The 21,370-nt window shown below is 71.9% G+C and carries 16 protein-coding genes; 5 read left to right on the forward strand and 11 right to left on the reverse strand.

The window, feature by feature from the left end; all coding sequences use genetic code 11:
- Window positions 1-6: 6 nt before the first annotated feature.
- The 6 genes from AC0VXQ_RS00230 to AC0VXQ_RS00255 all read right to left on the reverse strand — a co-directional run bounded on the left by AC0VXQ_RS00230 (window position 7) and on the right by AC0VXQ_RS00255 (window position 7,769).
- The gene (locus AC0VXQ_RS00230) at window positions 7-780 is read right to left on the reverse strand and encodes an HAD-IIB family hydrolase (RefSeq protein ID WP_260983830.1); all 774 of its coding nucleotides are present in this window, start codon (window positions 778-780) and stop codon (window positions 7-9) included.
- A gap of 244 nt (window positions 781-1,024) precedes the next feature.
- The gene (locus tag AC0VXQ_RS00235) at window positions 1,025-2,233 is read right to left on the reverse strand and encodes an NAD(P)-binding domain-containing protein (RefSeq protein WP_331279302.1); all 1,209 of its coding nucleotides are present in this window, start codon (window positions 2,231-2,233) and stop codon (window positions 1,025-1,027) included.
- 48 nt (window positions 2,234-2,281) lie between these two features.
- Window positions 2,282-4,441, reverse strand: coding sequence for a DUF6541 family protein (locus AC0VXQ_RS00240; protein WP_260008798.1), 2,160 nt, complete (start codon window positions 4,439-4,441; stop codon window positions 2,282-2,284).
- Window positions 4,442-4,533: 92 nt separating this feature from the next.
- Complete coding sequence (locus AC0VXQ_RS00245; protein WP_260008800.1) at window positions 4,534-5,568, reverse strand: glycosyltransferase family 2 protein; 1,035 nt, start codon at window positions 5,566-5,568, stop codon at window positions 4,534-4,536.
- Window positions 5,565-6,512 carry a PRD domain-containing protein gene (locus AC0VXQ_RS00250; protein ID WP_196825877.1) on the reverse strand — a complete coding sequence of 316 codons (948 nt, stop codon included), beginning with the start codon at window positions 6,510-6,512 and terminating at the stop codon, window positions 5,565-5,567. The genes AC0VXQ_RS00245 and AC0VXQ_RS00250 overlap by 4 nt, the downstream gene beginning before the upstream one ends.
- 240 nt (window positions 6,513-6,752) lie before the next feature.
- On the reverse strand, window positions 6,753-7,769 hold the full coding sequence (locus tag AC0VXQ_RS00255) for an alpha/beta hydrolase (RefSeq protein WP_064725036.1): 1,017 nt from the start codon (window positions 7,767-7,769) through the stop codon (window positions 6,753-6,755).
- Window positions 7,770-7,986: 217 nt separating this feature from the next.
- Here AC0VXQ_RS00255 and AC0VXQ_RS00260 point away from each other — a divergent pair, with 217 nt between their 5' ends.
- Window positions 7,987-8,883, forward strand: coding sequence for a helix-turn-helix transcriptional regulator (locus AC0VXQ_RS00260; protein ID WP_196825878.1), 897 nt, complete (start codon window positions 7,987-7,989; stop codon window positions 8,881-8,883).
- A 210-nt stretch (window positions 8,884-9,093) separates the two neighbouring features.
- Complete coding sequence (locus tag AC0VXQ_RS00265; protein ID WP_064725034.1) at window positions 9,094-9,597, forward strand: mycothiol transferase; 504 nt, start codon at window positions 9,094-9,096, stop codon at window positions 9,595-9,597.
- 144 nt (window positions 9,598-9,741) lie between these two features.
- Here AC0VXQ_RS00265 and AC0VXQ_RS00270 read toward each other — a convergent pair whose 3' ends face one another.
- The 3 genes from AC0VXQ_RS00270 to AC0VXQ_RS00280 all read right to left on the reverse strand — a co-directional run bounded on the left by AC0VXQ_RS00270 (window position 9,742) and on the right by AC0VXQ_RS00280 (window position 13,169).
- Window positions 9,742-10,515 carry an SDR family NAD(P)-dependent oxidoreductase gene (locus AC0VXQ_RS00270; RefSeq protein ID WP_064725033.1) on the reverse strand — a complete coding sequence of 258 codons (774 nt, stop codon included), beginning with the start codon at window positions 10,513-10,515 and terminating at the stop codon, window positions 9,742-9,744.
- Window positions 10,512-11,471 carry a helix-turn-helix transcriptional regulator gene (locus tag AC0VXQ_RS00275; protein WP_196825879.1) on the reverse strand — a complete coding sequence of 320 codons (960 nt, stop codon included), beginning with the start codon at window positions 11,469-11,471 and terminating at the stop codon, window positions 10,512-10,514. The genes AC0VXQ_RS00270 and AC0VXQ_RS00275 overlap by 4 nt, the downstream gene beginning before the upstream one ends.
- A gap of 252 nt (window positions 11,472-11,723) precedes the next feature.
- Window positions 11,724-13,169, reverse strand: a complete 1,446-nt coding sequence (locus AC0VXQ_RS00280) for a glycoside hydrolase family 1 protein (RefSeq protein WP_064725031.1) — start codon at window positions 13,167-13,169, stop codon at window positions 11,724-11,726.
- Window positions 13,170-13,359: 190 nt separating this feature from the next.
- Here AC0VXQ_RS00280 and AC0VXQ_RS00285 point away from each other — a divergent pair, with 190 nt between their 5' ends.
- Entirely contained in the window at window positions 13,360-16,092 is a 2,733-nt protein-coding gene (locus AC0VXQ_RS00285; RefSeq protein ID WP_081275403.1) for an excinuclease ABC subunit UvrA, read from the forward strand.
- Window positions 16,093-16,342: 250 nt separating this feature from the next.
- Here the strand turns inward: AC0VXQ_RS00285 and AC0VXQ_RS00290 are convergent, their stop codons facing one another.
- Together AC0VXQ_RS00290 and AC0VXQ_RS00295 are read right to left on the reverse strand one after the other, a co-directional pair.
- Window positions 16,343-18,010 (reverse strand): sensor histidine kinase, encoded by a 1,668-nt coding sequence (locus AC0VXQ_RS00290; protein ID WP_475528694.1) that lies wholly within the window; start codon window positions 18,008-18,010, stop codon window positions 16,343-16,345.
- Window positions 18,010-18,765, reverse strand: coding sequence for a response regulator transcription factor (locus AC0VXQ_RS00295; protein ID WP_058731667.1), 756 nt, complete (start codon window positions 18,763-18,765; stop codon window positions 18,010-18,012). The genes AC0VXQ_RS00290 and AC0VXQ_RS00295 overlap by 1 nt, the downstream gene beginning before the upstream one ends.
- 159 nt (window positions 18,766-18,924) lie before the next feature.
- On the opposite strand from AC0VXQ_RS00295, the gene AC0VXQ_RS00300 reads away from it, so the two are divergent.
- A complete protein-coding gene (locus AC0VXQ_RS00300) occupies window positions 18,925-19,935 on the forward strand; it encodes a hypothetical protein (RefSeq protein ID WP_475528696.1) in 1,011 nt (336 codons plus the stop codon).
- Window positions 19,936-20,711: 776 nt separating this feature from the next.
- Complete coding sequence (locus tag AC0VXQ_RS00305) at window positions 20,712-21,275, forward strand: hypothetical protein (protein ID WP_058730568.1); 564 nt, start codon at window positions 20,712-20,714, stop codon at window positions 21,273-21,275.
- Window positions 21,276-21,370: the final 95 nt, after the last annotated feature.

The raw sequence follows: 21,370 nt of genomic DNA on the forward strand, positions 1-21,370 counted from the left end.
TGCGGATCAGGCGAGCAGGCGGCGGATCCACTGCGCGGCGGTGGGCACCACGGTCTCGGTGGCCTCCTGCACGGCCTGCGGGGAGTAGGGGAAGGACGCCGAATGGTCCGCCCAGGCGTGCATCCCGAGGTCATTCCAGGAATCCCCGATGGAGTACGTCTCGTAGCGCCCGCCCAGGTGGTGCTCATCCAGCCACGCCAGGCCCGTGCCCTTGTGCGTGTCCGGCGGCACCAGGTCCAGGAAGGTCTGGTTGCGGTGGCAGTCCATGATCCCGGCGTAGCGGGCGGACAGCTCCTCGTGCAGCGGGTCGATCTTCTCCGGGTCCGTCACCCACAGCGGCACCCCGACGAACTCGTGCTCCGGGATCTGCGCGGCGTCCATCTCCACGAAGTGCGGCAGGATCTCCGTGCTGGCCCGGCCGGTGCGGTTGGAGAAGCGCACGTCGTCGGTGTCCAAGGTGGTGCCGTACACGGCGACGCCGGACTCCCCCGACATCCGCTGCACCACCTCCTGCACGACCTCGCCCGGCAGCGTCCTGGCGCGCAGCACGCGGAAGTCCGCGTCCGTGACGACGGCGCCCGTGTACGTCACGTAGTAGTCGAAGCGCAGGCCCGTGCCCTCCAGGGCGTGGCGGGTGGAGGCGATGGACTTGCCGGTGGCGCACACCGCCAGATTCCCGGCCTCCTGCCAGGCGCGGATCGCGTCGATGCTCTCCTGACCGATCCGCAGATCGAAGATCAGGGTGCCGTCCAGATCGAAGGCCATCAGCTGGGGTGCCACGAAGCCGTCCTTTGCGCGCGGGGAGGATGTCCGCTTCCAGGCTAGCCGCCGCCCACGCGGGGGTCCCGCCGCGCCACCCGGGCAGCGGAGCGGGTTCGGCCGAAGCGCTTTGGGAGCCGCGCGGTGTCTCGGGAGCACTGCGGGGGCTCCTGAAATACCGCACGGCTCCCGAAATCATCCGGCGGAGCGACGGGGTGGGCAGCGAGAGCTGGGCGAGAGGGAGGGCGTCGGTGGTGCCCCGGCGTCATCCTCGGGGGCGCTCGTCCTCGGCGAGACGGCGGGCCAGGGTGCGACCGGCCAGCCGCCCGGCCCGGTTGGCGCCGATCGTTGACGCCGTGGAGCCGTACCCCACCAGCAGGATCCGTCGGTCCCGGGCGGGGCTGACCTCATCCAGCATCCGGATCCCGCCGCCCGGCTCGCGCAGCCCCAGGGGCGCCAGGTGGTTCAGGGCCGGGCGGAACCCGGTGTTCCAGAAGACCACCTCCACCGGCTCCTCATGCCCCGCAGGGAACGGATCCCAGCTCGCGGGCATCACCAGCTCCTCCGATGCCGAGGGTCCCAGGCCTCCGGAGGCGGCGGCTTCCGGTTCCCGATCCGCGGGCAGCTGCTTTCCGGAGGGATCCGGGCCCCACACGGCCCCGGTGGGGGTGAGCCGCTCCGGCATCCCGCGGCTGACCAGCACCCCCTGCTCGACCCCGCGCGCGTACTCCTCCCACAGGGGGATGCCGGTCGTGCGCACCACGCTGGCGGGGGCGCGGCCCGCGGCGGTCCGGGTCCGCACGGCCTCCTCCACCTCCCGGCCCCACCCGGCGTCGAATCCGCGGTCCGTGAAGTTGGGAGGGCGCCGGGTGGCCCAGATGGTCTCGGTGACCGGAGCCAGCTCCAGCAGGAACTGCACCGCGCTGAGCCCGCCGCCGACCACCAGGGTGCGCCGACCCGCGAAGTCCTCGCGGCGCACATAGTCTCGGGTGTGCAGCTGAGCCCCGCGGAACTCCCCGATGCCCGGGATCGTGGGGACGTAGGGGCTCGTCCAGGTGCCCGCCGCACTCAGTACATACCTGGCCAGGTATATGCGATCTTCGGAATCCTCGCGGGCGGTGAGGCGCAGCAGGTCCGGCCGATCGGCGTCCTCCTCGACGCGCGTCACCCGCGCCGGCCTGCGCACCGCCAGCCCGAACTCCTCCTCATAGCGGCCGTAGTATTCGGCGACCACCCGGGAAGCCGGCACCTCCCGCGGCGGCTGTCCCAGGGGCAGCCCGGGAAGGTCCGCGATGCCGTGGGCCCGCCCGAACACCAGGGAATCCCACCGATGCCGCCACGCGCCGCCGGGACCGTCATCCGCGTCCAGCACCAGGAAGTCGGCACCGGGTGCCAGTCCGCGGCGCACGAGCTCATGGGCCGCGGCCAGACCGGCTTGGCCGGCCCCGATGATGATCGCAGTGTAGGTCTGCACATCCGCTGCAACCGCGGCCGACGTCGGTCTATGCCCGGGTGGTGCGGGTCAGTAGCCGCAGGCGGTGATCCGCAGCAGCTGGGCCTGCCCGTCCTGGTACACCGGCTCGGCCACGCCATCCTGCACCAGATCCTCCAGCCCGGGGTATGTGTGTCCCGGATTCCTCACCAGGGCGGGTGCGGGGAAGTCCGCGACGTACCAGTACCCGGAGCTCTCCACGGCCTCGCACACGGACGGATCCGAGTAGGCCTGGTTCAGCTTCTCCCCCAGCACGGCGGCGTCGGGATCATCCCGGTAGGCCAGGTGAGTCGCGGAGACCTCCCGGTCCGCCAGCGCGTAGATCAGCGAACCGCCCCTCGACGGATCCACCAGCACCTTCTGGTCCGCCGGCACGTATTGGTCCACATGCTCGATCACGTCCATCTCCTGCGCATCCACCAGGGCGGAGTCGGCGGAGACGGTGAAGCGCTCCCGGACATCCTGCTCCATGGTGCGCATCGGCTGGCCCAGCTGGGTGCTCAGCGCGATCGCCAGGAGCAGCAGGGTCGTGGACGGGCCCGGCGCGCTCAGGGTATGCAGCAGCCGACGTCGTCCGCGCCCGCTGGGCGACGCGGCGGATCCCCCCTCGGCGGGGACCTCGACCCACGGGGGCAGCTCCCCCGACGGGTTCTCCTGACCCCGGATGGTCTCCGGCGCGGCTTCGGTGCCGCCGTGTGCCCTCCGGGTCTCGTACCATGTGCGCTCCTCCCAGCCGTGGCGGACCACCCGGAGCACGGCATCCGCGCCCACCACGGCCAGCGGCACCGCGACCACCGGCAGCAGCGCGGCCAGCCGGTAGGCGTCGTTGTACCAGACCCCGGTGATGAAGATCCGCCCGTGCGCCTCGTCCAGGAAGCGCACGGCGATGTAGAACCAGGCGCCGGTCAGGTACGTCAGCAGCACCCAGACGTACCGGCGGCGGCGCACGACGAAGACCGCGCCGATCAGCACCAGGGCGGCGACCATCCACTCCGGGTGGTACGCGCCCATCGGGGACATGGACACGACCTCCCAGATGGCCTGCGGGCCGGTGGCCTGCGGCTTCCAGATGTGCAGCACCCGGTCCGTCGGGCGCACCACGCCCCACAGGATCCACAGCACCCCCAGGCACGCCGCGATCAGACCGAGCTGCAGGAGGAACCTCCCCCAGCCGATCCGCCCGGCGGCTACGGCCTGCACCTGCCGGGCACCCCGTACCAGCAGGATCGGCGCGGAGAGCACCAGGAGGGACATCAGCGCATTCGGGTGGGCTAAGGCGATGCCGGCCAGGAACGGCAGCACCAGCAGCCCCGCCTGCCCGGTGCTCAGGATCCGGTGGGTGCTCACCCGCAGCAGCTGCACCGCGATCGCCAGACCCGCCGGCAGCACGGACAGCCCGAGCAGGTTGGGGTAGAGGATCCCGAACCACAGCAGCAGCAGCGGGAATGCGGTGCACCCGGCCGACAGGACGCCGGCGGCCAGGACGGTACCGCGGCGGAACCGGCCCATCGAGCGGACCAGCAGCACCACGGACAGGGGCCACACGACCCCGCCGACGGCCAGCGTCATGGCGTTGGTGGCGGCCGGCACGCTGCCGCCGGCCACCGGCAGGGCCAGGGCGGTGACCGCGTGCCATGCCGTGGGATAGAACCCGGCCGACTGCCCGCCGGAGGTCATCTGCTGCACGGTCAGCGAGGAGGCGTCTCCGGTCTCGGAGATCCAGCGCACGGCGTTGAGATGGAAGTTGTTGTCGTAGGTCTGGGAGAAGCCCTGCGGATCGCCGATCGCGCTCACCAGGTCGAGCAGACACAGCGCCGTCCCCAGGAGCAGTGCGAGCCAGGCGGTGCCCTGCGCCCGCGAGCGCCACGACGCGGCGACCGGCGGCGCCGAGCCGCGGGGAGGCCGGGGCCAGTCCAGCAGGTCCCGGCGGGCGAGCAGACGGCGCAGCCCCAGCAGGGCCGCACCGACCAGCAGCCCCCCGACCAGGGGGATCCACAGGGCCCAGCGCAGCCCCAGCCACGACGCGAGGATCGCGGTGAGCGCGGTGACGCCGAGGGAGAGCCCGGGGGCCAGGGCGACGGCGTCGAAGCCCCGCACCCGGGTGCCCAGGGTGATGAGCAGGCCGGGGGTGATGAGGACCAGCAGGCACACTCCGACGGCGGGGGCCAGGCTCAGCCACTCCACGATCATCGGCTCCGTTCTGCGGGAAAGGGACCCGATCGGGGGAGGCGGGCCATGACCAGTGTAGTGAACACCCCGGGCGAGCCCGGGAGGCGGTGGGGCTACAGGCCGTAGGTGCGGCGCACGTACGACCCGTAGATGAGGCGGTACAGGGCGGGGGAGAGCTTCAGCAGCGCCCCGGCCGCCGCGTACAGCGGGGCCGCGGAGGCGGTGCCGGCCAGCTGTCTCCAGGTGATCCGGCGTCGGGAATCCCGGATCACCGCGAGAGCCTGGGCGCTCTCCTCCTGCCGGGCCTCGGCGGGGAGGCTGTCCGACAGTCGGGGCAGCAGCATCCGCCGCATCAGGGACTGCTGGGCGGCGTTGAGGAAGATCAGCACCCAGGTGACGGTGTACGCCCGGCGCCCCTCGGGGGCGTCCAGGAGGTCCCCGACGGCCCGGGCCAGCCCGTGCATGAGACGCAGGGACTCCTCGGGCGGGGTGACTCGCCCCCACGTCAGGGACCCCGCCCCCACCCCGTATTCGTAGAGGGAGCTGGGTACGACGACGACGCGTCGGGCCGCGGTGAGCACGGCGGCGCAGAACACGGTGTCCTCCCCGCGGTGCACATCCGGCAGGAAGCGGATGTCCCCGACGGTGTCGCGGCGCACGAGTTTGTCCCAGACGAAGGAGGTCATCTCATCGCGCAGCAGCTTCACGGCGGCCTGCCGCCCGGTGAGCACCCCGGCGGGGGTGCGGAAGCGATCCTGCTCCTCCCCGGTGGTGCGCACCAGGGTGTGCCCGCAGGCGGCGACGTCGGCGCCCTGGTCCGCGGCGAAGGCGTGCAGGGTCGCCAGGTAGTGCGGGCGGTAGCGGTCATCGGCGTCGAGGAAGCAGACCCATTCCCCGCGGGCTTGGTCCAGGCCGCGGTTGCGCACCGCGGAGACGCCGCGGTTCTGCTCGTCGTCGAAGACCCGCACCCGCTCGTCCGGGTGCTCGGCGAGGAAGGCGCGGACCTGCTGGGAGTCCTCCGGGGAGCCGTCGATGAGCACGAGCAGCTCGAAGTCCGGGTCCGTCTGGGCCAGGGCGGAGCGGATCGCCCCGATGACGCGTCCGCCGGTGCGGTGCACGGGCATGATGATGGAGGTTCTGGGGGTCACGGGGTGTCCTTCGGTGACGGCTGATCGGGCTGGGTTCCGGCGTCGCCCGGGAGCGGCGCCTCGGCCGGGTGGCCGGGGTGGTGCGCGGCGTCCTCTCCCCACATGTCCGCGGCGAGGCGGGCGATGTGGATGGTCAGGTAGGTGTGCTCGTCCTCGCCGAGGGTGGTGTCCAGGTGCATGTCCAGCAGCAGCATCACCTTGTCCGCGCAGGCGTAGGCCTCCGGGTAGCCGGTGCGCACGGCGTCGTGGATCGCGGGCAGGGTGGGGTCCGCGACGGTCGGCCGGCGCCCCTGCTCCGCACGCACGAAGAGGTAGCGCAGGTGGGTGACGAAGCGGGCCACGGACAGCTGCGTCTGGTCCACGGGGCGGCCGTAGTAGGAGGAGATGACGTCGAAGATCTGCGCGAAGATCTCCGTCATCCGGTAGGTGCGGCTCAGGTCCGTCCCGGAGAACTGGGCGTTGACCAGGTGCAGGGCGATCGGCGTCGCCTCCTCCGGGGGCAGGCGCACCCCCAGGCGCTCGTTGGTCAGCTCGACGGCGCGGCGCCCGAAGGCCGCCTCCCGGGGGTACAGCTGTGCGACCTCGATGGCCAGCGGGTACTCGATGTGCATCCCGTCCCGGGCACGCACCACCGCGAAGTTCAGGTGATCCGCCAGCGGCAGGACGAAGGAATGCGGCAGGTCCCGGCCGAACTCGGCGCGGGCCTGCTCCTCCAGCTCGGTGGCCAGGGTGAGGATCCCCGGCGGCAGCTCGGACAGCAGCGCGCCGATCTGATCCGGACCGCCCGCGCCCTCCGGGACGAAGGTCTGCTCCACCTTCTCCGGGTCCAGGCGCTGGCCCTTCCTCTTCCCGAAGCCCAGGCCGCGCCCGATCATCACGGCCTCCTCGCCGGCGTCGGTGGAGGCCAGCACCACGTTGTTGTTGTAGATCCGCAGGATCCGCACCGGCGCACCTCCTTCCACGCTGCTCGACCGCGCGCAGTCCCCCCCCAGTCTACGGGCGGGGGGTCGGCAGATGCCTGGGAAGGTGGTGCCTGCTCCCACGGGTCCGGACCTGCTCGCCGAGGCGGCGCTCTCGTTCCCAGATTTGCGGATTTTGGGAACGAAAGCGCCGTCTCGCGGGGGAAGCCGAGCTAGATGGGAACGAATGCGCCGGGTCGCGCACCCCGCGCACCCCCGCGCCCCTCAGGCCAGGTGCTCGCCGAAGAAGGCGCGCAACTGCTCGACGGCGTCCTCCACGTACTCCGGCACCCAGTAGGTCTGGATGTGGGAGGCGCCCTCGATCACGTGGAAGCGCTTGTCCTGGGTTCCCGTGGCGCGGGCGAATACGTCGTCGCTCATGTACTTGGTGTCCGCCGCGGAGCCGGCCATCATCAGCAGCGGCTGGTCGATCAGCTCCACCTGGTCCCGGGCGTCGAAGGCCATCAGGTCGATCATGCTCGAGGCGGTGTACCGGGAGCTGGAGCGCGGGTGGTGGTGGGTCTGCAGATAGTACTCGAAGCCCTCCCGGTACAGGCTGCCCTCCGGCAGGGCCTCGATCTGCTCCTGAGTGGGGGTGGCATCCGCCAGGTACCGCACCACCCCGCCCATCGCCTCGATCCGCCGGGCCTCGGCGGCCTGCGCCAGCCGCTTCCCGATGGTGTCCACCGCGGAGTCGTTCATCCCGTTGCGCCGGATCAGCCCCGAGTTGAACATGCTCAGCGTGGCCACCGCCGTGAATCGCTTGTCCGTCTGGGCGGCCTTGATGGCGTACCCGCCGCCCCCGCACACCCCGAGCAGGCCGATCCGGGCGGCGTCGACCCCCGGGAAGGTCCCCAGGAAGTCCGCCATCCCGCGGATGTCCTCCACGCGGTGCGCGGGCTTGTCGGTCTGCCGGGGCTGACCCTCGCTGGCGCCCTGGAAGGCGGCGTCCGCGGCGATCGCCACGTATCCCAGGTCCGCCAGGCGCTGGGCGAACAGCCCGGAGACCTGCTCCTTGGTGCCGCCGTTGGGGTGGGCGACGGCGATCCCAGGGTATCGCCCGTCCGGCCGGTACCCCGCCGGGGTGTACACATTCGCCGCGATCCGGCGGCCGTCCAGCAGGTAGCTCACCGGGTGGATGTTCACCGCTCCCGGCTCATTGGCGGTGATCGCGCCCTGATACACCAGGGTCCACGGGTTGGCCTGCCAGTCGCCGACGTACTCGGGGGTCTGCTCGCTCATGGGGTCCTCTTCCTGTGCTTGTCCTGGGGACGACGCCGACGCCGCCCCTCTGATCCCCCACCCTGCGCCCCGCTGCGCCGCCCTGGCAGTCCCGGCCCATGAGGGGGCACAGCACACCCCCTCTGGCCGGGGCTGATCGGGACCCGCGGAGGGGACCCGGGTGCGATGCTGGTGCCCGGACATCCGCGTCCCCACCCGGGATCTGCGGAGGCATCGGATGAGGCACGAGGACGAGGAGCGGAGGCGGCGCGTGGACGGCAGCGCACTGGGCGATTTCCTGCGGGCACGGCGGGAGGGACTGACTCCTCACGACGTCGGACTCACCCCGGGACCGGGGATGCGGCGCACCCCGGGGCTGCGCCGCGAGGAGGTCGCGGTGCTGGCCGGGGTCAGCGAGAACTACTACACCCGGCTGGAGCGGGGCCGGGAGACCAACCCCAGCCCCGCCGTCGTCGACTCCCTGGCCCGCACGCTGCGCCTGGCCCCGGACGAGCACGCGCACCTGCGCTCGCTGGCCGCGCGCGTGGCCGGGGTCCGCCCCATCGCCGACGACGCACCGGCGCACCGACTGCCGGGTTCCGTCCCGCAGATCCTGGAGGCCCTGCGGCCCTTCCCCGCGTACGTGCTCACCCGCACCGGGGACCTGCTGGCCGCCAATCCGCCCGCCGAGGCGCTGTTGCCGGGCATGGATGAGTGGCCCCCGCACCGGCGCAACATCATCCGCTATCTCTTCCTGGCCCCGGCGGCGCGGACGCTGTACCCGGAGGACTGGGAGGTGCATGCCCGGCACTGCATCGCGGGGCTGCGCTCGCTGGCCGGCACGGATCCGCAGGACGCCGCGCTGGCCGAGCTGGTGGAGGAGCTGCGCCGGGACAGCGAGGAGTTCGCCGCGCTGTGGCAGGCCTACGACGTGCGCACCCACGCGCAGGCGGTGAAGGTGCTGCACCACCCCGTGGTCGGCCGGGTGGCGCTGGACTTCCAGGCGATGAGCATCGAGGGCACACCGGGGCAGCGGCTGAGCGTGTACTCGGCGGCCCCGGGGACACCGGAGCACGAGGCTCTGGTGGCACTGGATGCCCTCGGGACGGAGGGAGGCTCCCCCGCGTGCGCATGAGGTTGTCTTCGGTGCCGGGTGGGTCTGGGAGCCTCCTCTCGCCGACCCGGCGCATCCGTTCCCGGATTCGCGGATTTTGGGAACGGATGCGCCGTCTCGCGGGGGTGGTTGGGTCGGGTGGGAACGGATGCGCCGGGTCGCCGTCGGCACAGGAGCACCAGGCCTGCGGACCCTGGATGCCCTCGGGGCGAGGGGAGTAGGGTCGCGGGCATGGATGCCATCGATGTTCTCCAGGACCTGGCCGCCCGTCCCCTGCAGGCCGCCGAGGGATTCGCGGAGCGGCTCACCGCCGAGAAGCTCAACGCCCACCCGGGCGGGCAGGACAATTCGATCGCGTGGCTGCTGTGGCACGCCGCCCGGGAGATCGACGCACAGGTCGCGGACCTGGCCGACGCCGAGCAGGTGTGGACCGCGCAGGGCTTCGACCGCCGCTTCGACCTGGGGCTGGACCCGCAGGATCACGGGTACGGGCACACCCCGGAGCAGGCGCGTGCCGTCGTCGTGGAGGACGCCGACCTGCTGTACGCGTACCTGCGGGCCGTGGTCGACGCCGAGCAGGCGTATCTGCGCACCCTCTCCCCGGAGGATCTGGCCGAGGTGATCGACCGCAGCTGGGATCCGCCGGTGACCCGCGCGGCCCGGCTGGTCAGCGTCTCCGAGGACGCCCTGCAGCACATCGGCCAGGCCGCCTACGTGCTGGGCATGGACTTCTAGAACCTCCCACCACCGCCCCGTGCCCGACCCCCGGAACCCACCCACCCCCACACCGAGACGGCGCTGCGGTTCCCGAAATCCGTGGGAAAGGGAACCGCAGCGCCGTCTGGGCGGCGAAACGTGAAGGCACGGGACGCCGTCGCCTCACTGCTGCGGGCGGGAGTCCTTCGCGAAGCGCCGGGCTTTGGCCTCCTCGGAGGAGAGCTTGTTCAGCAGGGCCGCCCGCTGCGTGGCGCGGTTCCCGCCGATCACGTGGTCCCGCCCGTCGAACAGCGCCTGGACCCCCTGGTGGGCGACCTCGGCGGGATCGTTCTTCCAGGAGTTGTCCCCGAACTTCGTCTTCTGCATGCCCGCGCGGTCGTGGAAATCGGTGGCCGTCGCCCCCGGCAGCAGGGCGGTGACGCTGACCCCGTGCTCCTTCATCTCCTCACGCAGCCCCTCGGCGAAGCTGAACATGAACGCTCGGGTGGGCCCGTAGATGGATTCGTAGGGCGTGGGTGTGGTGGCGGACAGCGACGTCGTGATGAGGATCCGGCCGCCGCCCTGCCGCGCCATCGTCTGCACGACGTGCTTGGCGAGGATCACCTGGGAGGTCACGTTCAGCTCGAGCAGCTGCAGCTGGTCCTCCAGGTCGGTGTCGAGGAAGGATCCGCCGAGGCTGCGTCCGGCGTTGAGCGCTGCGACGTCCAGGGTGCGTCCGGTGCGCTCGAACTCCTCCCAGAGCCGCTCGACGTCGGCCCGGTCGGTGAGGTCCGCGCGCAGGGGGATCACCTCGACGTCGGGCAGCTTCTCCGGCAGCTCGAGGATGCGCTCGCTGGAGCCGACACCGACGATGTCGTAGCCGCGCTGGGCGAGTTCCTGGGCGATGTGGAAGCCGATGCCGGAGGATGCTCCGGTGACGAGAGCGGTATGCGTCATGAGATCTGCTGCCTTTCTGATGCATCTGATGCTTCGGGTGCGGTCACGGCGGAGGAGGTGGCGGGCGCGGCAAGCTGCCCCGGAACCGGCGCGCCGGGGGCGACGTCGTCGCGGTCCCGGAGGAGGGTGGCGCGCCAGCTCGCCAGCAGGCGCAGGGCCTCCGCCGAGCCGGCGTCGTGCGGGGAGTAGATGAACAGGGTCTGCGTGGAGTCATCCGGCACCGCGAACGCCTCCCACTCGATGGTGAGATCACCCGCCTGCGGGTGGCGGAACCGCTTCATCCCGGAGGTCCTGCCTTGGGGGTTGGGGCGGGTCCACCACCGGGCGAACTCGGGGCTCGAGGCCCTCAGCTCCCGGACCAGCGCCTCGATCTCCCGGTCCCGCGGGCGGGCGCTGGCCTCGAGCTGCAGGACGCCGACCATCTCGGAGGCGATCTTCTCCCAGTTCCGGTACAAGCCCCGGGCATCCGGATCGGTGAGGATCCACCGGAGGAGGTTGCGATCGTCTGCGGGCTTCGCCGGGAAGTCTGCGAGCAGGGCCCACGCGAGCTCATTGCCGGCGAGGACCTCCATCCGCGGGCCGAGCACGAACGCCGCCTGCCCGCTCATCCCGTCGAGCATCCTGCGGATGCCCGGGCGCACGGCGCCGTCGCGCTGCAGCGGGTTCGGGGTGCGGGAGGGCCGGGCCAGGTTGGACAGGTACTCCCGCTCCGCGTCGTCCAGGCGCAGCGCCCGGGCGACGGCGTGCAGCACGGATTCCGAGGGGGTGACCTGCCGCCCCTGCTCCAGACGCACGTACCAGTCCACGCTGACCCCGGCGAGGACGGCGACCTCCTCTCGTCGCAGCCCGGGCACCCGACGCGGCCCGGAATCCACGATGCCGACATCCTCAGGTCTCACGGTCGCGCGTTTGGCGCGCAGGAATTCCTTGAGCGTCTGCTTGGTGTCTCGGGGCATGGATCCATCCTCCACCCTGGGCCGCCGCGGTGGGAGGGACAGCTTGTCCCACGTTCCTCGGCTGGATTCTCCTCTCCCTCCGACGCGCGAGACGGCGCTGCGGTTCCCACCCCTTTGCCGACCCGGCGCATCCGTTCCCAGAATCCACGGATCTGGGAGCGGATGCGCCGTCTCGCGTCCTCGAGAGGGGGAAGTGGGAACCGCAGCGCCGTCTCGGTGGCGCGTGGCGGGACGGGCCGGACGCCTGCCCACTCAGTACGACGGCGTCCAGTCCTTCGGGGGGAGCTCGCCGGTGCGGATCAGCTGCTGGTACCAGTAGAAGGAGTCCTTGCGGTATCGGGCCAGGTCCTTCAGGTCATCGTCCGTGCGGTTGACGTAGATGAACCCGTACCGCTTGGCGATGCCCTGGTGGGTGGAGACCAGGTCGATCGCGGACCACGGGGAGTACCCGAGGATCTGCACGCCGTCGGTGATGGCCTCCTGGGTCTGCTCCAGGTGCTGGCGCAGGTAGTCGATCCGGTAGTCGTCGTGCACGTGCCCGTCCTCGGTGAGCTCATCGAAGGCGCCCAGGCCGTTCTCGGTGACGATCAGCGGCAGGTGGTAGCGGTCCCAGATCGCCCGATAGGTCATGCGCATGCCGACGGGGTCGATCTCCCAGCCGAACTGCGTCATCCCCAGGTTCGGGTTGGACACGGCCTTGAAGTAGCCCTCCTCGCCCTCGGAGATCTGCTGGTCGGCCTCCTCGGAGCGCTCGGAGGCGCCGCCGCCGAAGGGCGCGTCCGCCATCGTGGTGGTGTTGTAGTAGTTGAAGGCGATGAAGTCCGGCTTGGCGGCCTTCATGATCGCCATGTCCCCCACCTCGATCTGCGGGGCGATGCCCTTCTCCTCCAGGTACGCCCACGCGGTGGAGTTGTATTCCCCGCGCGCGGCCAGGTCCAGGTAGAGCCAGTTGCGCACCGCGTTGTAGTTGTCCGCGGCGATGACGTCCTCGGGCTTGGAGGAGGCGGGGTAGACGTAGGAGATGTTGGGGGCGGGCCCGATCTTGGCCTGCGGGTGCATCTGGTGCAGCAGGATCATGGCCTTGGCCTGCGCCAGGAACATGGTGTGGTTGACCTGGTACAGCTCCTTCTCCGGGTCATCGGTGAGCGCGTTGATGATGCCGAGCTTGCGCCCGTGCAGGATCATCATGTTCTGCTCGTTGATGGTCAGCCAGTACTTCACCTTGTGCCCGTACTCGCGGAACAGCACCTCGGCGTAGCGGACGAAGGCGTCCGCGGTGGAGCGGGCGGCCCATCCGCCCTTGGCGTCCAGGGCGGCGGGGGTGTCGAAGTGGAACATCGTGACGATGGGCTCGATGCCGTGCTCCAGCAGCGCGTCGATGAGCCGGTGGTAGAAGGCGATGCCGGCCGGGTTCTCCTCGCCGTCGCCGTCCGGGATGATGCGGGTCCAGGCGATGGAGAATCGGTAGGCGCGGAAGCCCATCTCGGCCATCAGGGCCACGTCCTCCTCGACGTGGTGGTAGTGGTCCGCGGTCACGGTGTAGTCCGCGGTGCCCTCGGGCAGCTCGTCGGCCGGCTTGGTGTCGATGACGGAGGGGCCCTTCCCGTCCTCGTTCCACGCGCCCTCCACCTGGTAGGCGGAGGTGGAGGCGGACCACAGGAAGTCCTGCGGGAACGGCTTGAGGTGCTGGTGGTACATGGTGTTCCTTTCTCGGTGGTCTGTCTCCCTCCCCAGCGTTTCACGTGAAACGCCGGGGAAGGGTGGGGGAGGATCGCCTCCCCGAAGATGACGTCCATGGCGGGGCCACGACCGTTCGACTCCACGGCTCCCCGCCCCTCCTCCACCCATGCCCACCTGCCCCTCCCCACCGGCGTGGTAGGCATGGGACATGCCCACCGACCAGCCCAACGCTGCCCCCGACGCCCCCACATCGCCCACCCCCGGCCAAGTCTCACCCACCCCCGCCACCCCGGCCCCCGACGTCGTGCGGGTGCGCGGGGCCCGCGAGCACAACCTGCGCGACGTGGACCTGGAGGTCCCGCGCGACGCCATCGTCGTGTTCACCGGGGTCTCCGGGTCCGGGAAGTCCTCGCTGGCCTTCGGGACGCTGTTCGCCGAATCCCAGCGGCGCTACCTGGAATCCGTGGCCCCCTACGCCCGTCGGCTGATCGACCAGGCGGGCGTGCCGGAGGTGGACGCCGTCGAGGGCATGCCCCCGGCCGTGGCCCTGCAGCAGCAGCGCGGCACCGGCGGTTCCGCCCGCTCCACCGTGGGCTCCGTGACCAGCTTGTCCAACGTCCTGCGGATGCTGTACTCCCGCGCCGGGATCTACCCCGCGGACCAGCCCATGCTCTACGCCGAGGACTTCTCGCCCAACACCCCGGAGGGCGCCTGCCCGGAATGCCACGGCATCGGCCGGGTCTACGACGTCACCGAGGACCTCATGGTCCCGGACCCCACCCTGAGCATCCGGGACGGCGCCATCGCGTCCTGGCCCGGAGCCTGGCACGGGCAGAACCAGCGGGACATCCTCGTGAACCTCGGCTACGACATCGATGCGCCCTGGCAGGACATGCCCGCCGACGCCCGCGAGTGGATCCTCTACACCGAGGAGCGTCCCACCATCCCCGTGTACCGGCACGCCGAGAGCCCGGAGGCGGTGCGGCGGCTGAAGGCCGACGGCGCGGAGCCCAGCTACCGGGGGACCTTCGTCGGGGCGCGCCGCTACGTGCTGGACACCTTCGCCGGGTCCAAGTCCGCCGCCGCCAAGAAGCGCGCCGCCCGCTTCCTCACCGGCGCCGTGTGCCCCGCGTGCCGCGGCCGGCGCATCAAGGCCGAGGCGCTGAGCGTGACCTTCGAGGGCCTGGACATCACCGAGATCTCCGCGCTGCCCCTGCACGAGCTGCGGGACCTGCTGGCGCCCGTGCTCGACGACGCCTGGACCCCCACCGCCCCCGAGGACGCCCGGGCCGCCGCCCTGCCGGATGAGGCCGCCCGCCGCGCCGCCGTCGAGGCCCGGGTGGCCGCGGGCGGCTCGGCCCACGCCGGCGGCGGGGACGTGCGCACCACCCCCAACCTCTCCGCGGAGAAGATCGCCGCGGCCCGCAGCCTGGTCCGGGATCTGCTGGCCCGGCTGCGCCCCATCCTGGACCTCGGCCTGGGCTACCTCTCTCCGGACCGCGCCACCCCCACCCTGTCCCCGGGGGAGCTGCAGCGGCTGCGCCTGGCCACGCAGCTGTCCAGCGAGCTGTTCGGCGTCGTCTACGTCCTGGACGAGCCCTCCGCCGGGCTGCACCCGCGGGACCGGGAGGCGCTGCTGGGGATCCTGCGGGACCTGCGCGCGGCCGGGAACAGCGTGTTCGTCATCGAGCACTCCCTGGACGTCATCCGCGCCGCGGACTGGCTGGTGGACATCGGCCCCGGCGCGGGCTCCGACGGCGGGCGTGTGCTCTACAGCGGGGAGCCGGCGGGCCTGGCGCGGGTGGAGGAGTCCGTGACCCGCCGCTACCTCGCTGACGACGCCGCCCGCCCCGAGCCCGCGGGCCGCACCCCCACCGGGTGGCTCGAGCTGACCGGGGTGCACCGGCACAACCTGGACGGCACCGACGCGCGGATCCCCCTGGGCTGCCTCACCGCCGTCACCGGGGTCTCCGGGGCGGGCAAGTCCACGCTGGTCGGGCAGGCCCTGCCGGAGCTGCTGGCCCGCGCCGGGGCGAACGCCGCCGGGGGTGCCGCCCACCCGGAGGAGACCGCCGAGCAGGCCCCGGATGAGGCGTCCCTGCTGCTGCAGACCGACGCGGAGACCACCCGCGGCGCGGTGGCCGGCGACGTCGCTCGGGTGCGCCGCGTCGTCGGCATCGACCAGAAGCCCATCGGGCGCACGCCGCGCTCCAACGTGGCCACGTACACGGGCCTGTTCGACCGGGTCCGCCGCCTGTTCGCCGGCACCGACGAGTCCCGCAGCCGCGGGTACAAGCCCGGCCGGTTCTCCTTCAACGTGCCGGGCGGACGCTGCCCCACCTGCGAGGGGGAGGGGTGGATCATGGTCGAGCTGCTGTTCCTGCCCAGCGTCTACTCGCCGTGCCCGGACTGCCACGGCGCCCGCTACAACCCGGAGACCCTGCAGATCACGTGGAACGGGCGGAACATCGCCGAGGTCCTGGACCTGACGGTCGCCGAGGCCCGGGAGTTCTTCGACGAGGTGCCGGAGGTGCGCCGCACCCTGGAGGTCCTCGACGACGTCGGTCTGGGCTACGTGCGCCTGGGCCAGCCGGCCACGGAGCTGTCCGGCGGGGAGGCGCAGCGGGTCAAGCTGGCCGCCGAGCTGCAGCGCAGCCACCGCGGGGACGCCCTGTACGTGCTGGATGAGCCGACCGCGGGCCTGCACCCGGCGGACACGGACCGGCTGCTGGCCCACCTGCAGCGACTCGTGGATGCCGGGTCCACCGTGGTGGTCGTGGAGCTGGACATGCGGGTGGTGGCCCAGGCCGACCACGTGATCGAGCTGGGTCCCGGCGCGGGGCAGGACGGCGGCCGGGTGGTCGCCGCCGGCACCCCGCGCGAGGTGGCCGACGGCGCCGGCGCGAGCGCGAGCTACCTGGCGGCCCAGTTGGGGGAGTAGGCCGGGCCGGAGGGTTCCGGTCTCGGGGAGGGGTCTGGTCTCGGACTCGGGGCTCCGGGGTCCCGGTTTTCCCGCGCGAAGACCCGCCGACCCGGCGCACCCGTTCCCACCCTCCATCGACCCGGCGCATCCGTTCCCAAGTTTGCCGTTCCTGGGAACGAATGCGCCGCCTCGCCGCCCGGGGAGGCCCGGATGGGAACGGATGCGCCGGGTCGGTGAGCCGCCTGGCCTCCAGCCCCGGGCCCCTCGGCTACGACGCCGTCGCCGTCGGGAGGCGGACCTCGAACTCGGTGCGGCCCGGGCGGGATGCCACCGCGATCCGGCCGCCGTGGCTCTCCACGATGGCTTTGACGATCGCCAGGCCCAGGCCCGTGGTGCCGACCTCCCCGGAGCGAGCCTGATCCGCCCGGGCGAAGCGGGAGAAGATCCGCGGGAGGAAGTCCGGGTCGATGCCGGGGCCGTCGTCGGTCACCGTCAGCACGGCCTCCCGGCGGTTGGCGCTGACCCCCAGGGCCGTGGTCACGGTGGTGCCGTCGTCGGTGTGCTTGCGGGCGTTGGACAGCAGGTTCATCAGCACCTGGCGCAGCTGCCGGGGGTCCCCGCGCACCACCACCGGCTCCTCGGGAAGCTCCAGGGCCCAACGGTGCGAGGGGGCGGCCACCTGCAGGTCGGAGACGCTCTCCACCACCAGCTCGGTCAGGTCCACGTCCTCGCTGACCGGCTGGTGGCCCTGGTCCAGGCGCGCCAGCAACAGCAGGTCCTCCACCAGGGCCGCCATGCGCTGGGACTGGGAGTCGATCCGGCCCAGGGAGCGCTGCCCGTCCTCGGTGAGGTCCTCGGTCCACTTCAGCAGGTCGGAGTACCCGCGGATCGCCGCCAGCGGGGTGCGCAGCTCGTGGGAGGCGTCCGCGACGAACTCCCGCACCCGGTCCTCGGAGCGCTGCCGCGCGCTCAGCGCCGAATCCACGTTCTCCAGCATCAGGTTCAGCGCGTGCCCGACGGCGCCGACCTCCGTGCTCGGGCGGGCGTCCGCGGGAGCCACCCGCGTCTCCGGGGGCAGCTGGCCCGCGCCCAGATCCAGCTGGGAGACGTCCGTGGCGACGGCGGAGACCCGCTCCAGCGGCTTCATGGTGCGCCGGATCGCCCAGGATCCGAGCAGCCCGGCCAGCACCAGGGCGGCCGCGCTGACGCCGACGGTGATCAGCAGCAGGGTGGTCAGGGTGCGGTCCACGTCCGCGGTGGGCAGCCCGGTGATCACGGTCTGCCCGCTGGCGTCCTTCTCCGCGAGCGCCAGGTAGTCCCCCTGGGACAGGCTCACCCGCTGCGCCTCCTTCCCGACCGGCAGGTTCAGCAGGGTCTGCTCATCGGCGGCGGTCAGGGCGACGGCGGAGCCGCGGGTGTCCAGCATCCCGCCGAAGACGAACTCGCCGCCGACGACCCGGGCGTTGAGGGTTCCGGCGGCTTGGCCCGGGGCGTTCAGAGGGTTGGGGGCGGTGGAGGAGGGACTCGGGGTGCTCGTGGCCGCATCCTGGCCGCCGTCGGCTCCCCCGGCGGAGCCATCGGCGCCGGTGCCGTCCTGGCCGCGGTGCGGTCCGGCGAAGCTGGTGGCCCGGTCGGAGGCCTCGGCGAGTCGGGTGCGCAGCTGTCCGGTGAGGTTCGCGTCCATCGCGGCGTAGCTGGCGGCGCCGATCACCAGGCACGCGATGCCCAGGAACGCCAGGAGGATCGCGATCAGCCGGGTGCGCAGCCGCCACCGGCCCGGGTGCAGCAGCCCGGCGCGCGCGGGGGCCGCCGGGCGGCGCGGGGCCGTCGCGGAACCGCTCGCGGCCGCCCCGCCCCCGGCGGTCCCGGTCGCGGCCGCCTCATTCGTCGCCGGCCCGCGCGGGGCGGGGGTGGCGTCGTCGTGCGCGAGGGCCATCAGACGGCGGGTTTGATGACGTACCCGGCCCCGCGCACCGTGTGGATCATGGGTTCGCGGCCGACGTCGATCTTCTTGCGCAGGTAGGAGATGTACAGCTCCACGATGTTGGCCTGTCCGCCGAAGTCGTAATTCCACACGCTGTCCAGGATCTGCGCCTTGGACACCACGCGCTTGGCGTTCTCCATGAGGTAGCGCAGCAGCTCGAACTGCGTGGCGGTCAGGGTGATCTCCTCCCCGCCGCGGGTGACCTCGCGGGTGTCCTGGTTCAGCACCAGGTCCCCGACCACCAGCTCGGCGTCGTCCACCGCGGCGACCCCGGAGCGCTGCACGAGCCGGTGCAGGCGGATGATCACCTCCTCCATGGAGAAGGGCTTGGTCACGTAGTCATCGGCCCCGGCGGCCAGGCCCTGGATGCGGTCATCCACGGAGTCCTTGGCGGTCAGGAACAGGCACGGGACCTCCGGCTGGAAGGCGCGGATGCGGGAGAGCAGCTCGACGCCGTCGTACCCGGGCATCATGATGTCCAGCACCAGCACATCGGGGCGGAATTCGCGGGCGGCGGCGAGGGCGGAGGGGCCGTCCCCGGCGGAGCGCACCTCCCACCCGGTCATGCGCAGGCCGGAGCCGATCAGCTCGGCGAGCATCGCCTCGTCGTCGACGACGAGCGCCCGGATGCGGCTGCCGTCCGGGTGCTCGAGGGCGGGCAGGTTCCGGGCGAGCTCGGTGGCGGAGGCGGCGGTGTTCTGGCTCATGTTCCACACACTAGCCCGCGGCCTGCCCGCCACGGGGCCTGGGCGGCGTCTCGGGGACAGGTCACAGCAACCCGAACACGCCGGCACAGCCGGGGCACAGGCGGCGTCCGGATCGTCGGTAGGGACCAACCACGGACCCGACCGAGAGGATCCTCAGCCATGACCACCCGCGACTCCGCACAGCATCCGAAGGATGACGCCCGCCGATCCGCCGAGGAGGCGGCCCGCCGCGCCGAGGACGCCAACCGTTCCGAGGGCGTCCACCGTGTCGACGACGGCTACGGCGTCGACGACGTCCGCCGCACCGAGGCCGGCTCCCGCCGCCGAGAGGCGACCCGCCCCGCCGCCTCCTACCCCGCCACGCACCGACAGGAGACCGAGCCGATCGCCGGGGGTCCCGCCCCGGCCTGGGGCGCTCCCGCCGAGGAGTGGGAGCGAGCCCGGGACCGCAGGGCGGGGCGCACCTGGAGCACCCGGAAGACCGCGGCGACGGCGGCCATCGCGATCGCCGTGACCGGCGGCGCGGCCGCGGCCGCCTACGGGCTGTCCTCCGCCGCGGACTCCTCCAGCTCCCAGGGCCAGGGAGGACCCGGCGGCATGGGCGGCGGGATGGGTGGCGGCCAGGCGGGCGGCACCGGCCAGGCGGGCGCGGGCCAGTCGGGAGACGGCTCCGGCGCCGCGGGTCAGTCCGGGCAGCAGGGCGGCACGGGCCAGTCGGGGACCGGCCAGTCGGGCACGGGCGCCGGCGGCACCGCGCAGGGCGGCGCACCGGGCATGGGCGCTGCGGGGCTGGGCATCGCCGGCGGGCAGCCGCTGTATTCGCAGAGCGTCACCGAGCAGAACGGCGAGTACGTCACCACCATCACCCAGACCGGCACGGTGGAGAAGATCTCCGACTCCTCCGTGACCGTGAAGTCCTCCGACGGGCACACCCAGGTCTACACCGTGTCCGATTCCTCCCTGGTGAGCGGCATCTCCACGGGGGATGAGGTCATGGCCTCCGGGACCAAGAAGGACGACGCCGTCACCCTCGTCTCGCTGCAGGCCGCCCAGTCGGGGACGGGCTCGACCGGCTCGGGTTCGTCCGGGGCGGGTGGGGCCTCCGGCGGGCAGGGGGCCGCGGGCCAGGGCTCGGGGTCGTCGTCGGACTCCTCCGGGACGGACTCCTGACCCAGCCCCTGATGGTGAGGAATATCACTCTCGGGGGGTCTCGGCGCGTGACCAGGGGAGACGCCCCGCACCCGCGATGGCGCGGGGGCTGGGCGTCTCCTTCGGGTTGCCTCACCTCGTGGGGGAGAGCACGATGGTGTCTCATCCGCGGGGCATCGGCTCCATCAGGACCGTCAGCCCTCCCGTTCTCCCCGCCTCCGGCGTCATGGGACGGGCTCGCACCCGCGGACGCTCCCGGTCCGCGCTCCGGGGCTTCGCTGCCCCGAGACACACTTCTGCCGGATCCGGAGGGCATGGATGCGGTCTGCGCCCGCGGTTGTGGTTCCCGGGGGTGCAGACCGCATCGTCTCATCCTCGCGGTACCGCGCTCTCGCCCGGCCTGCTCGAATCGATCGGGGAGAGGGCGAGGCCGCGGCGGGCGCGTCCCGCGTCGGCACCCAGAGCTCGGGCTTCGACCGTAGGGTCCTGCCTCGAAGCCGCCCGCGAGGGATGAGTTTGACGGAGCCCACATGATGTCTGACACTTCTCATCAGGCACCGGATCGCGCTCCGTGGTGTGGGCCTGCGTGCCTTGTCGAGGGGGTCGCGATGCCGCTTCCCGTCCTGCCCCGACCTCGGATGCTGATGGCAGCGAGGCTCGGGTGCTGCGGATGGAGCCGGAGGATCTGAGCGCTCCGCCGGATCTGATGAGCGTCACCCGGTGCCCGGAAGAGACCGGGTCCTCTCGATGACATCAACCCACGGGCATTGGGCGTTTCGATGATCAGGTCCTCACCGATGGAGTGGCATTTCGGATATCTTCCGGCGGGGACGGCTGGGCTCATCCTCAGTTCGGCGGCGACGAGGATAACGCTGGCGGCAACCTCTGAGGAATCATACGCCTGGGCTTATTTGTATGCCCTGACCTTCGCCGCCTGTCTTCTGCTGGGCGCAGTACACCGGATCAGGTTGCGCCCCTGGCATGCCGAGTACACGCAGGGTGTGAAGACATTCAAGATCACGAGGAGCGGGGTCAGGTCCACCGGTTCCCTGCGCATCGACAGACCGATGGAAGAGGCGCAGGAGGTCTTCCTCCTCGGTGTCGCGACCGTCGAATCCGTGAAGTTCGATGGGCGCGATGGTCGCATGCTGCACTTCCGCCAGGGGTTGTCCATCAGATCATGGGGCGAGAAGTTCACCGCAGAATTCACCGAAGAGGGCCGGGGCGTGTCCGTGAAGCTGACGGCCAGGCCATCCGTCAAGACCACGGTCCTCGACTTCGACCAGGGGAAGATCATGATCTATGAGATCCTCTCGGCGGTGGATGCCCAGAACCGACTGCAGGGGGCGATTTCTCGTTGAAGAGGGGCGATGCTGGACTCGCTCTTCAAGAACCCCCATGCGGATGACGATCCCGTCTGAGCCCTCTGAGACAGCGCAACGCCGTAAGGACCGCC

It is taken from the genome of Rothia sp. QJM3NY_36, from assembly GCF_056173115.1.